Origin of the sequence: Listeria rocourtiae subsp. hofi (assembly GCF_963575615.1) — a bacterium.
GTDB classification, from domain to species: Bacteria; Bacillota; Bacilli; order Lactobacillales; family Listeriaceae; genus Listeria_A; species Listeria_A hofi.
The window spans coordinates 228,699-244,897 of sequence record NZ_CAUYTL010000001.1; the positions used below are offsets into that span (position 1 = coordinate 228,699).

Genomic DNA, 16,199 nt, shown 5'->3' on the forward strand with positions numbered 1-16,199 from the left:
AGGATGAGGCGCCTATTTTTATTTTGTTTTTTTCTTAAAGCCCCAGAAACTTCGGCTTTTTATTTCGGCCTGATCTCCTTTTACGCCTAATACATCGAATAGGAATACAACAATTGGAATACCAACGATTAAGCCCCAGACACCAAAGAAATGCTCAGAAAAAATCAGGATGATAAACGTATAGAAAACTGGTAAATCCGTTTTTGATGACATCAGCTTCGGGTTTAAGATATAGGTTTCAATCGAATGCACGATGACGATAGTGATTAATATGATAAATACATCGGTAATACCACCTACAGAATACGCAATAATTGAAAGCGGGATACATGAAATAATCACGCCTGCGACAGGGATAAGTCCGAGCAAGAATACCATAATGGACAAAGTTAATACTTGCGGGAATCCCATCGCAATTAAAGCAATCGTTGTAAGTACAGTATTTACGATTGCAATCAAGAACTGAGCTTCTAAAACAACACCGAATGTCCCAACAAATTTCTTACCAAAATAAGCAATTTCGCGAAATACTGCTCCCAACTTACTCGTTAAGAACTTGCTAGAAAAATGAACGACGCGCTCTTGTTCTAGAGAAAAGAACAAGCTCAGTATTAGCGACATAAAGAAAGCAATACCTATGCTTCCAATTCCACTTAACGATCCAATGACGAATTTCAGACCTGAATTAATGTATGCTTTGACGTTTGAATCATTAAATAGGTGCATAACATACTTGATGAAATCATTGTTTCCTGGGTTATTGTAGAATTTCATCACACCGTTGAAGGTAGATACAATTTGCTGAATGATAATCGGCAAATAGTGAGTAAATGCGATATACAAGAAAATGACAATCAATATGTACAGCACAATAACAATGAATTTCCTAGGAATTCGCACCCAGCGTAAAATCACTTTTTCGAGGCGCGTAATTAAAAAGGTGAAAATAAAAGTCAGTAAAATCAAGTTTATCATGCTTCTCACTAAATAGAGCACAAAAATGAGGAGCGCAAAAATAAGAACTCGTTGTAATCCTGTGTTTAATTTAAATTTCTCCCATAGTTCTTCCATCGAACTCACTCCAATCGTTTCTTATTCTTAATTCTAGCATATTTTTAAATGTTACGAAAAATTTAATCATACTTTCTATAAAAAAATCGAAAAAAACTGCTTTGAGGGTTTACTTTTGTCTAAAAAAGTTGTAATATACCCTATGAACCAATCATCCTACCTTTGAAGGAGTGTGTTATTGATGATACAAAAATTACAAAAGAAATCATTAGTAGAACAAGTTGCTAACCAGATTCAAGAGATGATTCAAGAAGGCGTTTGGCAAATTGGTGGTCGCTTACCTAATGAGGCAGATTTAATGGAGCAGTTTGGCGTCAGTCGAAATACGTTACGAGAAGCAATTCGCGCTCTAGTACATGTCGGGTTACTCGAAGTAAAGCAAGGTGACGGAACATTCGTAATAGCTACGAGTGAACTGAATGCGGTGTTACAGAATAGAATTCAAAAAGCAACCGTACTTGAAATCTTAGAAATGCGACATGCACTCGATCGTGAGGCAGTTTCTCTTGCTTGTTTAAGAAGAACAGAGAATGACTTGAAGCGAATGGTAGAATATCGTAATCAGTGCTTGCAATTCACAGCGGAGAATAATTTGGAGAAGTTTGTGGAAGCAGATTGGCAACTACATCAGGCAATTGCAGCTGCTTCTTACAACCCACTTTTGATTGATATGTATGCGCATTTGTTTGAAGAAATTCAGATGTCAATTACGAGTACTACGGAGATGAATGATGCGAATGGGGCTGGCCATAAAGATTTGATTCTAGCCATTCAAAATCAGGATGCAGCCTCTGCTGTTCATTGTGTAGATATGTATATTTCGCACTTTAAACAGATTATTCTTCCAAAGAATGGAGAGTGAAATAATGGACAAAGAAAAAAAACTAGCTAGGAATCGAATCGTATTAGTCATTGGTATTTTACTAGTGGCTGCCAACTTGCGAGCTCCGATTACAGCTCTCAGCCCATTGTTTAACTATGTTCGTGTGGATTTATCTCTATCTAACACGATGACTGGGTTTTTAACGACATTACCACTTCTCGCGTTTGCTGTGCTATCTCCTTTTGTATCTAAACTGGCGTACCGATGGGGTATGGAGCTTATTGTCTTTTTCGCAGCGTGTTTGATGGTTATTGGTAGTATCATTCGCCCTTTCGGAGGAATTCCATTACTTTTATTCGGAACGCTTTTAATCGGACTTGCTATTGCAGTCGGAAATGTATTATTACCTAGTCTAATCAAAAAAGAATTCCCATTTAAAATGGGATTGATGACTGGGATGTATTCGATTTCGATGAATGTATGTGCTATGCTAGCTTCTGGTTTGAGTGTGCCAATTGCCGTCAAATCAGGTTTTGGTTGGCAAGGCGCACTTCTCGTTTGGTCCGCATTTGCTATTATTGCTCTTCTTTTTTGGCTACCGCAACTGAAATATAATCAGAAAACCTTTCCAAATTCTGTTTCACAACAACCTAAGCAGAATATATGGACCTCTCCACTAGCTTGGAAAATCACACTATTTATGGGCATGCAGTCAACTCTATTCTATGTTATGGTAGCTTGGTTACCGACGCTATTGATTAGCCAAGGTATGGACAGTACACAGGCTGGCTTTATGTTATCATTGTTCCAGCTTGGTATTATTCCGTTCACTTTCATCGTACCAATAATTGCCAGCAAAATGAAAACGCAACGGCCTATCGTTACTATTTTGACGGTGTTACTACTTTCCGGGACGGCTGGGCTATTATTCGGATCAGGTCATGTTTGGCTTATCGGCACATCCGTATTCATGATGGGAGTTGCCTCCGGAACAGCATTTAGCGTTTGTATGATGTTCTTTAGTTTACGCACATCCACCGCAACTGAAGCTGCCGATTTATCTGGTATGGCACAATCCATTGGCTACTTACTTGCCGCAACTGGTCCAACACTGTTTGGTGCAATCCATGATATGACGGCTAGTTATACAATTCCTCTTGTCATTATAGTCGTAGCTGCAATATTATTATTTATTACAGGAATGGATGCTGGCCGTGACAAAAAAGTATTTGGACACAGGAAATAAAAAGGCAATTTCAGCGTAAAAGCTAAAACTGCCTCCTTCTTTATTTTTGGATGTATGCCCATCTGAAGCTATAAGGTGCTCCAAAAAGATGCTTCACTACGCCTTTTACATACGGTTTTTCAAGAACTGCTGTGGCGTTTTGGTAAAGTGGTGCAATGGCTGCATCGTCATCTAATAGAACTTTTTCTGTTTGAAGCATTGCTTGCCAACGAGCTTCTGGATCTGTTGCGAGCGTTGTACTAATATCCGTTGTTAGTTTGTCGTAAGTCGGGCTAGAATAGCTCATGTTGTTATAATTGTTGTCTGTCTGCCAACTTGCGATGTAGGTCATTGGATCTTTGTATGCAGGTGCCCAGCGTGAAAGTTGGACGGTGTAATCTTGTTCTTTATCAAGTGCTAGCCTGTTTTTATAAGGTACAGTTTTAAGATTGATTTTTAGACCAGGAAGATTTGTTTCTAGTTCGCTTTGGATGAATTCTAATGTTTTCTTAGCAAATTCTTGATCGTCTCCTACTAACTCAAGTGTAATTTCATTTTTACCGAGTTGTTGTTTCGCTTTGGCAAAATGAGCTTTGGCCTCTGCAACGTTATAAGCCAAGTGGTCGCCGCTATCTTCACGGAAGTCTTTTCCTGTTTTCGGATTTTGGGCAAAACCGTTTGGAATTTCGCCGTTAATTGCTGTTGCCCCATTTGCAATCACTGTATCTGCCAGCGCTTCTTTATTAATGGCTTTGGCGATTGCTTTTCGTAATTCGACATTCGCAACATCCGGCTGTTTTTGATTGAATTTTAGCCAATAGACATAGGAATCGGGTTCTGCGACGAATTCTTTATTATCTTTGTATTGGCTCGCATAGTCACCGGTTAATGGTGCACGATCTACTTTCCCAGTGTTGTAAAGATTGACTGCTGAACCTGGTTCTTTAGCAACTTCGACATCGATACGATCTAGTTTGACATTTTTCTTATCCCAGTAGTTATCGTTTTTGATAAAACTCCAGCTTTTACTTGTTCCTGACCAGTCCGCCATCGTGAATGGACCATTGTATAGTAAATGATCGGAATCTTTGGCGAAATCTTTACCTTCTTTTGTCACGTAAGCTTCCTTTTGTGGATAAAACGGACCAAATGTAAGTAGTGAATTGAAATATGGTACAGCTTGTGTTAGCTGGATTTCAATTGTTTTATCATCTAGTGCTTTTACGCCTAGTTCTTTTGGATCTTTTTTACCATCAATGATATCGCTAGCATTGGCAACGACATCTCGATATAGGAAAGAATACTGGGCGCCTGATTTCGGATTGACTACTTTGCGCCAAGCATAGATAAAATCGTCGGCTGTAAGGTCTGAACCATCCGACCATTTAGCTGTATCACGAATTTTGATTGTATATGTTTTTTGATCCTTGCTTATTTCTGGCATTGCCTCAGCTGCAGCTGGTATGATTTGATCGTTTTTGTCGAGCGTGTATAGGCCTTCAAAAACTTGATTCATCGCGGTGAAGCTAACGCCATCTGTAGCAAGTGAAGTATCCATGAGTGGAATTTCAGTGGATTCGATAACACGCAGAACCTGTTTGTCTGATGCATCGCTTGCCGTATCCTTTCCTCCACCACATGCTGCTAATACAAGCATGCTAGCAATTAAAATAAGACCAATAATATAGTTTTTTTTCATATGTATAACTCCCCTTTTTTATGTGACTGTTTCTATCATACGACATTTTGGTGTAAAAATAAATACCTTTTTCTAAATTAATAGAATTATTATATAATGTTTATCACATTAAAGGAGACAAGTATTAAGCTGTCTCCTTTTTTGATAGACTAGATTGATTTTGATTCTTCATGTTCTTTCTTGATATCCGTTAGCAATGTTTCATTCGTGTAGAGCTCTAAAGCGGTTAATGCAAGGAGTTTTGCACCTTTGATTAGCGCTTCATCACCAGCAACCGATTTAGCGGCTTCGCGAAATTCTACAGTATGACCGACAAGATCGCTGGAGCCAATTTTGATATACGGATGAATGGTTGGAATAACTTGGCTAATGTTTCCTGCATCTGTTGAACCAATACCGCGACTATCTGCAATAAGTGGTTCATCTAGCTGCTCAGCGATACGGGCGAATAGGCGATTAAACTGCTTGTTAATTAAGAAATCATCGACACCATTTTGGATATTCGTTACTTTGAAAGCAGTACCCGTTTGAATCGCGGCACCTTCTGCAACCTGAACCACGCGTTTAGTGATTTCATCAAGACGACGACGTTTATCAGCACGTGTGAAAAAGCGGGCACGAGCATAATCCGGAACAATATTAGGTGCTTGTCCTCCATCTAGAATAATGCCGTGAATCCGTACATCTGGGGTCACATGCTGGCGTAAAGCATTTACACCATTATAAAACTGAATTAAGCCGTCCAGAGCATTGATCCCGTCCTCTGGGTTTGCTGCTGAATGTGCAGGTTTGCCAAAAAACTCGAATTCCAATACGTCTACAGCAAGCGATGGTGTTGTCAACGCGGAATCACTGGAAGGATGAATCATAAGTGCAGCATCAATCCCTTTTAGAAGGTCATGCTTCACAAAACTTCCTTTAGCACTTCCGTTTGGCCCACCTTCTTCTGCTGGTGTCCCGAGTACAACTACCTCCCCGCCGATATCCTCAATAACTTCTGCAAGCGCGATGGCAGCGGCCACACTTGTCGTACCGATGATATTGTGCCCACATGCATGACCAAGCCCAGGTAAAGCATCATATTCTGCTAAAAACGCAACCGTTGCGCCTTGTTTAGCTGCTTTTTTTCGAGCGAGGAAAGCCGTTTTGTGCCCTGCTACATCTAGCTCAACCGTGAAACCAGCTTTTTTAAGAATCGTTGCCAATTTTTCACTTGCATAAAATTCTTCGTTGCCGATTTCAGGATTATCATGAATATCGTGACTTACACCAATATAGAAGTCTTGGTTCGCATCAATATTTGTTTCAATGACCTCAGACAATGTCAGTTTCGCTTGTACCATGTGCAACGCCTCCTTATTTCAAATTTATTTTTTAGACCAAGTTTCCTTGTAGGTTTCTAACTCATCAAGCGGGATGAATGCCGGAATAGAGCTTCCCTTATATGTTTTTTCAATAAATTTCTTCATTTCATCTGAGTGATAAATTTCCACAATTCTCTTCAAAGCTTCACGATTTGTATCACCTTTACGCACAGCAATGATATTAATGTAAGGTTTCGCTGTATCTGACTCTAGGAAAATGGAATCTTTCAATGGATTAAGTTTCGCCTCAACAGCAACGCCATTATTGATTGTCGCAGCATCCACATCATCTAATGCACGCGGAATTTGACCAGCAACCATTGGCTTAATATCCAACTTTTTTGGATTTTCTTTAATTGCTTCTGGTGAACCGTTACCGTCAAAATCATCAACCAATTTAATAAGTCCAGCCTCTTGTAGCAACAGCAACGCACGACCGTAGTTCGTAATATCGTCAGGAACAGCAATAGTTGCACCGTTTTTAATATCCTTAATGTCTTTTACTTTATTCGAATACACGCCCATTGGAGCAATCACTGTTGAAGCAAGTGGCTCAAGATCTAACTTATTCTCTTTAATAAAAGAGTCAAAATAGGCAATTGTTTGAAATGCATTCGCATCTAAGTCTCCATCGGCAAGCGCGCGGTTTGGCAAGACATAGTCGCTAAACTCTTTCAATTCGATAGTAATACCGTCTTTTGCAGCAATCCGTTTAATTTCAGGCCATGTACGATCCCCAGCGCTGACACCAATCACCAAGTTCTTCTCATCTCCACTAGCCTTCTCATCCCCACCACCACAAGCAGTAGCAACAATAGCCAACAATACCAACGTTAAAACTAAAATTAATTTCTTCATCCAAAAAACTCCCTTATTTTTATTTGTTTTATTTATTATATTCTTTAAAATCGTATTTTCTAGTCTTTTTTGACTAAGCAACCAAACGAGGCGGTGGCGAGAAAGGCTTAGATTCTAGGCAAATCCGAGCAACGAGCGGAATGTACGACCTGTACATGAGCACCGTAGCACAGGCTTTAACGGCGAAGATGAGCCTTTCTCGCCGTCGCCGGCACTAGCGGCGACGAATTTTGCGAGAAATGAAGTTCCCTAAAGACTGAACACTCTGGACAATAACGACCAAAATAATAACTGTAACAAGCATCGTAATGTTATCATAACGCTGATATCCATAGGTAATCGCCAAGTTCCCAATTCCGCCAGCTCCAACAACCCCCGCCATTGCAGTAGCGCCTACAAGTCCAATTGTCGCAGTAGTTAGTGTTAAAACTAGTGAGCTCAGTCCTTCTGGTAGCATAAAGCGCCAGATAATTTGCCAAGCATTTGCGCCCATTGCTTGAGCTGCCTCGATAATTCCCTGATCCACCTCTAAAAGCGAGTTTTCAACAAGTCTTGCAATATAAGGCCCAGCATAGAAAACAAGTGGGACAATCGCTGCTTTGACGCCAATGCTTGAATCAACGATAAAGCGGGTGACAGGAATCAATGCCACTAGTAGAATGATGAACGGGACAGAACGCAAAATATTAATAATCGGATTCAAAATATTAAAGATTAGCGTATTTTGCAAAATATGACCTTTTCGGGTGACAACGAGTAGAACCCCAAGTGGAATACCAATAAGGCAGGCAAACAAGAGCGACCAAGTAACCATATAGAGCGTTTCAATAAATGCTGTGCTTAATTGTTCAGACGTTACTTCCATTTGCTCCAACCTCCTCTAATTTGACATTTTGTGTTGTTGCATAGGCGAATGCTCTCGCTATTTCCTCAGCCTCACCCGTAACTTCTACAATCATATAACCAAAAGCGATTGATTGAATTTCAGAAATATTCCCACTTAAAACGCTGACATTGACGTCGAATTGTTTCGCAATATTAGAGAGTAGTGGATTTCCTGAGGATTCACCCACAAATGTAAATTTCCAAACAGTCGCATTATGGGTCTGAATCAGCTTCCAAGCGCTCGCCGGGATGTCGTCATTGATAACTGTTTTGACAAAGTTTTTTGCAGTTTGAGACTGCGGATTTGAGAAAATATCGAATACTTTGCCTTCTTCAATAACTTGACCACCTTCCATAACCGCTACTCGATTACAAATTTCACGAATCACCGACATTTCATGCGTGATAAGCAGGATTGTAATATTGTATTCTTTATTGATTTTTTGCAGCAGTTCAAGAATCGCGCCTGTTGTTTCCGGATCTAGCGCGCTTGTTGCCTCATCACATAATAATACATCTGGGTTTGTCGCGAGCGCTCGTGCAATTCCAATACGCTGCTTTTGTCCACCTGATAATTGATCGGGATAGTTTTTTGCTTTATCTGCTAAGCCAACAAAATGAAGCAACTCCAGTACCCTTTTTTCTCGTTCTTTTCGATTTGTATGAATCAGTGCTAGTGGTATCGCGATGTTATCGAAAACCGTTTTGGAATTTAATAAATTAAAATGCTGAAAAATCATGCCAATCTTTTTTCGCTCTGCTCGAAGTTCTTTAGGCTTCAATGTCGTTAAATCCGTTCTTGCTACAGTTACAGAGCCTTTTGTGGGGCGTTCAAGCAAATTCACAGTGCGAATCAACGTACTTTTCCCAGCACCACTGAAACCGACAACACCAAATATGTCGCCTTTTTCAATCGTCAAGCTAACACCTTCTAATGCGGTTACTTCTTTGCCTCCACTTTTGAAGGTTTTTGTTACATTTTTGAATTCAATCATCCTATTCACTCCCTTTGTTGCCTTAACACAAAAAAATCTCCCCTTAAGTGAATAAGAGGAGATCCTAGTCCAAACATCTATGTACCGAATAATTATACAGTCATATTAATGCAGTCTTCGTCGTCTCATCTTATCTACCAAGCAAAATGAAATGCTTGTTGGAATTGGCACAGTATCAAAAATGATCTGTTGCCGAGGTTTCGTAGGGCCAAATCCCTCCACCTCTCTGGATAAAATGTGTAAGTCGTTATTTATTTTTTATAACTATATCGTTTATTTCGGATACTGTCAACTACTTTTGGAAAAGTTATTTGTTTTTGTTGCGCAATTGTTCTAATTTCGACGCGATTCGCGCTTTATTTTCAGCGGTTGTTTTTACATCTAGCGTTATTTGCATTCCTTCGATGAGGACGGAACTACCTTCATGAATATTGTTAGGTAACTTCGTTTGCGGGATGGTCCAAATTTGCTGATCCGGCTCAAGAAGAAAAATGGCTTTCCCATCCTCGATACGGTCTAAAATTGCTTTTTTACGCATGGTTCACCTACTTTACGGTTGCTTTGCCTTGTTCTTTAATTTGACGAACAATGCCATCGCCTATTCCGTTTATTTTCTTCAGGTCATCAATTGTTCGGTACGGCCTTTCCGCAATAATCTTATCTGCTAATACAGGCCCAACACTCGGAAGGTATTGTAACTCTTCTGCGTTTGCTGTGTTAATATTAATTGTTTCAGGTACTGGAATTGATGTTCCTGGTTCTTCTGCTGTTTGTTTTCCATTATTGCTCCCTGGTTGTGGCGTGCCTGATTTTTCTGTTGCCACATGAATTTGCTTGCCATCCGTTTCAATTGTTACCGTTCCTTCAACATCAGTTCCATATGTCTTGATATCACGATCTTTAAGCCATTGGATGACTTCGCGATGTGGATGCCCATAGGAATTGCCCTTCTCAGCAGAATAAACCGCGACTTCCGGTTTGACCGCATCTAAAAAATAAGGTTGATTCGATGTAGACGAACCGTGGTGGCCTAAATCAAGAATCTGCGCGTCTAAATCAAGACCGCTATCCACCATTTCCCGCTCACGCGATTTCTCAGCATCACCAGTAAAAATAGCGGCAATATCTTTGTACGTTAAACGAATCGCAATAGAGTCATTGTTTGCGTTATCCGAAAGTTTATCCGGGCTCAAAACTTGAATTCCAAATGGGCCGAATGTGGCTTTTTCACCGCGCCTTGGTTCTTTATACTTAGCATCTGATGCTAGCGCAGCATCGATTACGCGCTCATAAATGGAACTATTAAAAACGAGGCCATCCATCCAAATTTCTTTTGGTTTATATTGTTTGATTACTTTATCCGCATTACCGATATGATCTGAGTGCGGGTGCGTCAATAACAACAAATCAATTTTGGTGATATTCGCCTTTTCAAGATACGTCAAAATACGATTATCGTCATGTCTCCCCGTATCAATCAAAACGGTTGTACCATCGTCCGCTTGAATAAGCGTGCTATCCCCTTGCCCGACATCAAAGAAGGTAAATTTCGCGCCTTCTAGTGTGTTTTCTGTAACGCTCGATGTTTGTGTGCCATTCGAGCATCCAGCAATAAATAGGACTAAAATAATGCTCCATTTTGCTAATTTTTTCAAAATCTCAACTCCCCAATTCACTACACTTTAGCATAGCAGAATCGTCCCTCTGAGTAAATACTTTGTCGAGAAGTTGGGAGATTAGGAAAGATAAAACACGACCCGAAAATGAAAATAAGCAAGAATCTTTATATGCACCATTTTCTTACATGGTTTTATACAAAGACTCTTACTTTATTTTATCTGCTTATTTTTAGTTTCGTCTCACGCATTTAGTTATTTTACTTTCTCAAAGAACTTGAACGATACTTCTTCGCTCTTCGGATTGTAATCAATAATCCAATCATGGTCTTTAAAGTACCAATAGTCATGATCCTCAACATAGAATAAAATATCGCCAATTTGGTGTTGCAATGCCATTTCTGTCGGTTTCTCAGCTACTAACCCGATAGAGAACCCAGGATGTAGGGAACTGTTAGAGCCACCATATTTTGCGAATAGTCTAATTCCATTACCGTCCGTCGTATTAAACTCATTTCTGAACCAATGTTGTGCTTGATCGCTTACTTCGATTTGCATTGTCATCACTCCTCTTCCCTATTTCGATTACTGCAAGAATAGCAGATATCTACTCATTTCGCATGTTTTTTGCTTACAGTTGATAATTGTATGTACCACTTTTTCCGAAAAGTTAAACTTCTTTTTTGAAAAATAAAGAGCCCGCGTTCAGCAGACTCTTTATTTTAAAATCATTATTTTTCCAAAGGGCCTTTTCCTAAGAATGCTTGGAACATCCAAATATGTTTGTCAATCGATGCTTTGAAGCCGATAAGCATGTCTTGTGTTACATCATCGCCTTCTTTTCCTGTTAGTTCAATACCTTGTTGATATTCGTCGCGTAACAATTCTAATGTGCTGACAAGGTCTCCCATGAACTGCTCGATTGTTTTTGGTTTTGTGTATGGTGCTTCTTCGACACTTGCATTTTCTGAGAACTCTTTTAGTGTTGAAAATGGCGCGCCACCAATTGCTAATAAGCGTTCTGCTACTTCATCCATTTGCTCACCAAACTCGCTGTACAAGTCATCCATTTTTTCGTGTAGTGTGAAGAAATTATGTCCACGCATGAACCAGTGGATTTGGTGAATTTTCACCGTAAATACGTTTAGGTTAGCCACCTGATGGTTTAAAAATTCTTTTGTGTCTACTGAATTAATTGTTTTCATTTATTATTCTCCTCCTTATTTATAATAACTATTATATAATAATAATTATAAACTAATTTTTATGATTTGTCCAATCGTGCTTTATCTCACAATCGAACATGCCATAATAACTCCATTTAAACATAGTTGACATCTTCTAACTTTGTAACTAAAATGGTTACAAAGGAGTTGGTTGCGATGAAAATAAGTAGTCGCTTTACAGTTGCTACTCATATTTTATCATTAGTTGCTACACAAGAGCCACCATTAACCTCTGACCGAATTGCAGAAAGTGTGAATACGAACCCTGTGGTCATTCGACGGATTAGTGGACAGTTAAAAAAAGCTGGGCTAATAGCAGTCAAAGCTGGAACTGGCGGAGCCACACTTTTAAAACCGCTTTGGGAGATTACATTATTGGAAGTTTATAAAGCTGTCGATAGTGTCGAGGATGGCGAATTGTTTCAATTTCACGAAAGTCCTAATCCAAATTGTGAAGTAGGTGCTCATATTCAAGGAGCGATGGAACAAACATTACTTGATGCGCAAACAGCTATGGAGCAAGTGTTGGCTGAGAAAACGTTGGCAGATGTTGTTGAGGCGATTAAAGCTGAATTACCGTAGCATAGCACTAGAATCATTTTTGATGTTATGGTGCGTCAAAAATGATTCTTTTTTTTATACTAGGAAGTAAAAAGGGGTGAATCGAATGGCTATTTGGTTGTGTGGGAACAGGCCGGTTGTGGATAGTGAAATGGCGACTTGGGAGAAGGTCCATAATCTATTTTTACCAGCCGCTTACAAAGATTTGCTACGTGTTCACAACGGTGGAATACTTGCAAAAAACCATTTTCCAGTAGCAGAGCCGACATCGTATGGTTTGGCAGACGCAGAAATTTATACTATTGCTGGACTCAATGATTTGAAGCATCATATTCAAGAGGAGCAAGATGTGGAGTTGCCTGGTACTCAAATTTATTTTCATCAAGATGGGCATCGCTATATCGGGTTGGATTATCAGACGACAGAGCCTAGCGTGATTTATGTAGACTTTGAGACGTTGCAAACGCTTGTTGTCGCAGAGAATTTTGAGCGATTTCTCGGGATGCTTTATTTTTCTCCTTTTAATATGAATTTTGTGCCGGATTATCCACTTGAGAAATTGGAACAGATGTTGGCGATGGCGAATGTGAAAAAGACACTGGAAATTTTGCAGTTGTTGGAAGATTATGCAGCAAAGAATTGGTATTTGACGCAGATTGATGGCTTGCTTCATTCAGAGGAGGCGCCGTATCGGCAAGCTGGTATAGAGTTGCTGGAGAATCAGATTTATTATTTCAGACGAAAATTGGATGCAAAACGTGTCGATAGCATGCTACAATGGTTGGAATCTCAGCATTTTTGGCCAGAAAAGGTTGCTGAGTTACGGAAGGAATGGGAGGATTAAGATGGTAGTTCGTGTATTGTTTGTATGTTTAGGGAATATTTGCAGGTCCCCAATGGCAGAGGGTATGTTTCGTGCGAAGATCGATGCTGCTGGCTTGACAGATCAAATTCGGGTTGATTCTGCGGCGACGGGTAATTGGAATTTAGGAAACCCGCCACATCGCGGAACGCAACAAGTTTTGACGAAGCATGGGATTGATTATTCACAAATGCGGGCTCGACTGATAGGTGCAGATGATTTTGATGATTTCGATTATGTGATTGGGATGGACAAATCCAATATGCAGGATTTGGAGGCTTTGCAACCCGCAGATAGCACGGTCGTACTGAAAAAACTGATGGATTTTGCGCAGGATGAAGCGCAATCTGATGTGCCAGATCCTTATTACACTGGGAATTTTGATGAAACAGAAAGGCTTGTTAGTGCTGGTTGTGATGGGCTTTTACGTGCAATTCGTGAAAAATTTGATATGTAGTAAAAACGACGATTCAGCCCGAATCGTCGTTTTTACTTATTTTGTTCCTAAATTTTTACTTGCAAGAAACGCTTTGATGTCTTGTCTTGTTGTATGTCGTAAACCACGTTCAATTTGGTCGGTCCAACCTTCTACCCGTTTACCGCCCGTTCTTGCTTCATAATAATCGCGAATAGTTGCATCATATTTTTTAAAGTCTTCCATATTTTGTGGTTGATATTGATTTTCATGGTAAACTATATCCGCTGAAAATCGGGGTTTCGGCTCGGAACTCGTTGTAGGATGTCCAACTGTTAGACCAAATAATGGTGTTGCGTAATCAGGAATATGTAGTAATTCAGACACTTTTGCAAGGTTGTTCCGGATTCCACCGATATAACAAATACCTAGCCCCATTGATTCAGCAGCAATCGCCATGTTTTGAGCCGCAAGCGTTGCGTCGACTGTTGCCACAAGAAAGCGCTCCACAGATGATAATGATTCTGTATCTACACCGCGCGCCTTTCCAATCTCATAATGGCGCGATAAGTCTGCAATAAAAACGAAGAATTGTCCCGTCTTCACGACATAATCTTGTCTTCCAGCAATCACAGAAAGCTCTTCTCGCAGTTTTTTATCCGAAACGCCTATGATAGAATAGGCTTGCACAAAACTCGATGTAGAGGCCGCCTGGGCGCTTTTTACTAGTAAAGCAATCTCGTTTTCCGTCAATGCTTGATCTGTGAAATCGCGCACCGAATAGTGACTCAAAATCCCTTCAATTGTTTCGTTCATTCGATTCATCCCCTAATCTTTAAAAATTTTACGCTCATAGTGTGGCATCTGATCCAGCGCACCAAATTGTTGTTGTCGTAAACATTCATAAATCAAAATCGCTGCTGTATTAGATAAATTAAGCGACCGAATGTGATCCGTCATCGGGATTCGCAAACACGTATCCTCATGTGCCTCTAAAATCTCATCTGGAAGTCCAGTCGTTTCCTTCCCAAAAATAAAGAAATAATCCTTATCTATATCTTGGTAGTCCACATCACTATATAAATGACGTCCAAATTTTGTAATAAAATAAAATTCGCCACCTGCATTCACTTCAAAAAACTCCTCAATTGAGTCATAATATTTCAATTTCACATGATCCCAATAATCAAGTCCTGCACGTTTTAGCATTTTGTCATCCGTTGAAAAACCGAGCGGACGAATCAAATGTAAATACGTATCTGTCCCTGCACATGTTCTCGAAATGTTCCCTGTATTTGCCGGTATTTCCGGTTGATAAAGCACAATGTGATTTGCCAAATTCTTCACCTTACTCCTATTAAATTCTTTGCCTGTGTTATTTCTGCTAAAACTTCCGCGTCATCGTCATGTGCTTCCAGCAGAGCAAGTTCAGCTTCCCCTCCACCAATTTTGCCAAGCGCCCAAGCTGCTGTTCCTCTAATCACTGGGCGAGGGTCTTCCTTCATACAGCGAATTAGTTCTGGCACAGCCGTTTTATCCTTGTATCGCGCCAATACAATAATCGCATTCCGTTGAATTGGCTTTTTACCACGCCACGAGCCTGCCATCGGTCCAAATTTCTCCTTAAATTCCTTATTTGAGATTGACAACAGCGGTTTTAGCTCAGGTTTTACTAGCTCGGGATTAGGCTCCATCGCCTCATGAAAATGGAAATCATGCCCTCTGTTATATGGACAAACTACCTGACACGTATCGCAACCGTATAGTCGATTATGTAGCACAGCACGATATTTTTCATCCAAAAAACCTTTCGTTTGGCTCAGATAGCTAAGACAAATTTTTGGATTCATCTTGCCTTCTCCTAGTAAACTCCCTGTAGGACAGGCTTCCACGCACTTATTACAATCGCCACACAAATCTACCATCGGTTTATCCGGCGCTAATGGCAGATTCGTCAAGGTCTCACCCAAATAAACAAACGAGCCAAACTTTGGTGTAATCAAAAGCGTATTCTTGCCACGCCAGCCGAGTCCAGCCCGTTCCGCCACTGCAACATCTGAAAACTCACCCGTATCAACCATTGATTTAAAACGAGCTTCTGGAACACGTTTTTCGATAAAAGTTTCCAGTAAGGCCAGTTTTTCACGAAGTATTGTATGATAATCAGTCCCCCAAGAAGCTCGAGAAAAAACACCACGTCGCGCTTCTTTCTTACTCACAGGCTCATTCTTCATTTTAGATGGATACGCAAGTGCGATGGCAATAATTGACCGCGGCTCATTAAAAATGCGTTCAGGAAAAACGCGCTCATCGATATTAGGATGCTCAAAACCCGTTAAGACATCCTCCTTTGCGGCAACTTCCAACCGTGTTTTCAATTCCAAAAAAGGATCAGCCGAAGCAAATCCTATTTTTTGAATACCTATTTCAGCTGCATAATCGATGATGTCTCGTTTTAATTGGTTCATATCTATATTTTGCAAGGCTTGCACCTCAGTTCATAAATTAATAACAAAGTCTAGCGCTAAATCATGTCCGCCCATGCAGAGTTTGGCATCAAGTTTCGCGCCTCCGAATCTAGCCTCAACGGCCAACTCCT

Annotated in this window: 18 protein-coding genes and 1 riboswitch; of the genes, 5 read left to right on the forward strand and 13 right to left on the reverse strand. The window is 40.2% G+C overall.

The window, feature by feature from the left end; genetic code table 11:
* Nucleotides 1-18 precede the first annotated feature (18 nt).
* Nucleotides 19-1,071: an AI-2E family transporter gene (locus tag R8925_RS01180; RefSeq protein WP_430534106.1), complete on the reverse strand. Its 1,053-nt coding sequence runs from the start codon at nt 1,069-1,071 to the stop codon at nt 19-21.
* A gap of 181 nt (nt 1,072-1,252) precedes the next feature.
* Here R8925_RS01180 and R8925_RS01185 point away from each other — a divergent pair, with 181 nt between their 5' ends.
* Together R8925_RS01185 and R8925_RS01190 are read left to right on the forward strand one after the other, a co-directional pair.
* On the forward strand, nt 1,253-1,933 hold the full coding sequence (locus R8925_RS01185) for a FadR/GntR family transcriptional regulator (RefSeq protein ID WP_430534107.1): 681 nt from the start codon (nt 1,253-1,255) through the stop codon (nt 1,931-1,933).
* Nucleotides 1,923-3,140 (forward strand): CynX/NimT family MFS transporter, encoded by a 1,218-nt coding sequence (locus tag R8925_RS01190; protein WP_430534108.1) that lies wholly within the window; start codon nt 1,923-1,925, stop codon nt 3,138-3,140. The genes R8925_RS01185 and R8925_RS01190 overlap by 11 nt, the downstream gene beginning before the upstream one ends.
* 40 nt (nt 3,141-3,180) lie before the next feature.
* Here R8925_RS01190 and R8925_RS01195 read toward each other — a convergent pair whose 3' ends face one another.
* From R8925_RS01195 to R8925_RS01235, 9 genes are all read right to left on the reverse strand, one after another.
* On the reverse strand, nt 3,181-4,818 hold the full coding sequence (locus R8925_RS01195; RefSeq protein WP_430534109.1) for a peptide ABC transporter substrate-binding protein: 1,638 nt from the start codon (nt 4,816-4,818) through the stop codon (nt 3,181-3,183).
* Nucleotides 4,819-4,967: 149 nt separating this feature from the next.
* Nucleotides 4,968-6,161: a M20 family metallopeptidase gene (locus R8925_RS01200; protein WP_430534110.1), complete on the reverse strand. Its 1,194-nt coding sequence runs from the start codon at nt 6,159-6,161 to the stop codon at nt 4,968-4,970.
* Nucleotides 6,162-6,185: 24 nt separating this feature from the next.
* The gene (locus R8925_RS01205; RefSeq protein WP_430534111.1) at nt 6,186-7,040 is read right to left on the reverse strand and encodes a MetQ/NlpA family ABC transporter substrate-binding protein; all 855 of its coding nucleotides are present in this window, start codon (nt 7,038-7,040) and stop codon (nt 6,186-6,188) included.
* Nucleotides 7,041-7,254: 214 nt separating this feature from the next.
* A complete protein-coding gene (locus R8925_RS01210; protein ID WP_430534112.1) occupies nt 7,255-7,905 on the reverse strand; it encodes a methionine ABC transporter permease in 651 nt (216 codons plus the stop codon).
* Nucleotides 7,889-8,920 carry a methionine ABC transporter ATP-binding protein gene (locus R8925_RS01215; protein WP_430534113.1) on the reverse strand — a complete coding sequence of 344 codons (1,032 nt, stop codon included), beginning with the start codon at nt 8,918-8,920 and terminating at the stop codon, nt 7,889-7,891. The genes R8925_RS01210 and R8925_RS01215 overlap by 17 nt, the downstream gene beginning before the upstream one ends.
* A gap of 127 nt (nt 8,921-9,047) precedes the next feature.
* Nucleotides 9,048-9,157: riboswitch (SAM riboswitch) on the reverse strand.
* A gap of 70 nt (nt 9,158-9,227) precedes the next feature.
* Nucleotides 9,228-9,458: a DUF3006 domain-containing protein gene (locus R8925_RS01220; RefSeq protein WP_430534114.1), complete on the reverse strand. Its 231-nt coding sequence runs from the start codon at nt 9,456-9,458 to the stop codon at nt 9,228-9,230.
* A gap of 7 nt (nt 9,459-9,465) precedes the next feature.
* Nucleotides 9,466-10,578 (reverse strand): MBL fold metallo-hydrolase, encoded by a 1,113-nt coding sequence (locus tag R8925_RS01225; RefSeq protein ID WP_430534143.1) that lies wholly within the window; start codon nt 10,576-10,578, stop codon nt 9,466-9,468.
* A 213-nt stretch (nt 10,579-10,791) separates the two neighbouring features.
* The gene (locus R8925_RS01230) at nt 10,792-11,094 is read right to left on the reverse strand and encodes a HesB/YadR/YfhF family protein (protein ID WP_430534115.1); all 303 of its coding nucleotides are present in this window, start codon (nt 11,092-11,094) and stop codon (nt 10,792-10,794) included.
* A gap of 173 nt (nt 11,095-11,267) precedes the next feature.
* Entirely contained in the window at nt 11,268-11,741 is a 474-nt protein-coding gene (locus tag R8925_RS01235) for a Dps family protein (protein WP_036069893.1), read from the reverse strand.
* Nucleotides 11,742-11,918: 177 nt separating this feature from the next.
* Here R8925_RS01235 and R8925_RS01240 point away from each other — a divergent pair, with 177 nt between their 5' ends.
* The 3 genes from R8925_RS01240 (at nt 11,919) to R8925_RS01250 (ending at nt 13,642) form a co-directional block, all read left to right on the forward strand.
* Nucleotides 11,919-12,344, forward strand: a complete 426-nt coding sequence (locus tag R8925_RS01240) for an Rrf2 family transcriptional regulator (protein WP_430534116.1) — start codon at nt 11,919-11,921, stop codon at nt 12,342-12,344.
* An 85-nt stretch (nt 12,345-12,429) separates the two neighbouring features.
* Nucleotides 12,430-13,167: an SMI1/KNR4 family protein gene (locus R8925_RS01245; protein WP_430534117.1), complete on the forward strand. Its 738-nt coding sequence runs from the start codon at nt 12,430-12,432 to the stop codon at nt 13,165-13,167.
* Between the two features lies 1 nt (nt 13,168).
* Complete coding sequence (locus R8925_RS01250; protein WP_430534118.1) at nt 13,169-13,642, forward strand: low molecular weight protein-tyrosine-phosphatase; 474 nt, start codon at nt 13,169-13,171, stop codon at nt 13,640-13,642.
* A 36-nt stretch (nt 13,643-13,678) separates the two neighbouring features.
* Here the strand turns inward: R8925_RS01250 and nfsA are convergent, their stop codons facing one another.
* The 3 genes from nfsA to queG are packed head-to-tail and all read right to left on the reverse strand — an operon-like array spanning nt 13,679 to nt 16,068.
* Entirely contained in the window at nt 13,679-14,416 is a 738-nt protein-coding gene (nfsA, locus tag R8925_RS01255) for an oxygen-insensitive NADPH nitroreductase (protein ID WP_430534119.1), read from the reverse strand.
* Nucleotides 14,417-14,428: 12 nt separating this feature from the next.
* Nucleotides 14,429-14,938 carry a tRNA (uridine(34)/cytosine(34)/5-carboxymethylaminomethyluridine(34)-2'-O)-methyltransferase TrmL gene (trmL, locus tag R8925_RS01260; RefSeq protein WP_430534120.1) on the reverse strand — a complete coding sequence of 170 codons (510 nt, stop codon included), beginning with the start codon at nt 14,936-14,938 and terminating at the stop codon, nt 14,429-14,431.
* Between the two features lie 5 nt (nt 14,939-14,943).
* Complete coding sequence (queG, locus tag R8925_RS01265) at nt 14,944-16,068, reverse strand: tRNA epoxyqueuosine(34) reductase QueG (RefSeq protein ID WP_430534144.1); 1,125 nt, start codon at nt 16,066-16,068, stop codon at nt 14,944-14,946.
* Nucleotides 16,069-16,199 lie beyond the last annotated feature (131 nt).

Bases quoted from the DNA above. Each gene is read 5' to 3' on its own strand.
- R8925_RS01180 (WP_430534106.1), bottom strand. From the start codon at position 1,071: ATGGAAGAACTATGGGAGAAATTTAAATTAAACACAGGATTACAACGA.
- R8925_RS01185 (WP_430534107.1), top strand. From the start codon at position 1,253: ATGATACAAAAATTACAAAAGAAATCATTAGTAGAACAAGTTGCTAAC.
- R8925_RS01190 (WP_430534108.1), top strand. From the start codon at position 1,923: ATGGAGAGTGAAATAATGGACAAAGAAAAAAAACTAGCTAGGAATCGA.
- R8925_RS01195 (WP_430534109.1), bottom strand. From the start codon at position 4,818: ATGAAAAAAAACTATATTATTGGTCTTATTTTAATTGCTAGCATGCTT.
- R8925_RS01200 (WP_430534110.1), bottom strand. From the start codon at position 6,161: ATGGTACAAGCGAAACTGACATTGTCTGAGGTCATTGAAACAAATATT.
- R8925_RS01205 (WP_430534111.1), bottom strand. From the start codon at position 7,040: ATGAAGAAATTAATTTTAGTTTTAACGTTGGTATTGTTGGCTATTGTT.
- R8925_RS01210 (WP_430534112.1), bottom strand. From the start codon at position 7,905: ATGGAAGTAACGTCTGAACAATTAAGCACAGCATTTATTGAAACGCTC.
- R8925_RS01215 (WP_430534113.1), bottom strand. From the start codon at position 8,920: ATGATTGAATTCAAAAATGTAACAAAAACCTTCAAAAGTGGAGGCAAA.
- R8925_RS01220 (WP_430534114.1), bottom strand. From the start codon at position 9,458: ATGCGTAAAAAAGCAATTTTAGACCGTATCGAGGATGGGAAAGCCATT.
- R8925_RS01230 (WP_430534115.1), bottom strand. From the start codon at position 11,094: ATGCAAATCGAAGTAAGCGATCAAGCACAACATTGGTTCAGAAATGAG.
- R8925_RS01235 (WP_036069893.1), bottom strand. From the start codon at position 11,741: ATGAAAACAATTAATTCAGTAGACACAAAAGAATTTTTAAACCATCAG.
- R8925_RS01240 (WP_430534116.1), top strand. From the start codon at position 11,919: ATGAAAATAAGTAGTCGCTTTACAGTTGCTACTCATATTTTATCATTA.
- R8925_RS01245 (WP_430534117.1), top strand. From the start codon at position 12,430: ATGGCTATTTGGTTGTGTGGGAACAGGCCGGTTGTGGATAGTGAAATG.
- R8925_RS01250 (WP_430534118.1), top strand. From the start codon at position 13,169: ATGGTAGTTCGTGTATTGTTTGTATGTTTAGGGAATATTTGCAGGTCC.
- nfsA (WP_430534119.1), bottom strand. From the start codon at position 14,416: ATGAACGAAACAATTGAAGGGATTTTGAGTCACTATTCGGTGCGCGAT.
- queG (WP_430534144.1), bottom strand. From the start codon at position 16,068: ATGAACCAATTAAAACGAGACATCATCGATTATGCAGCTGAAATAGGT.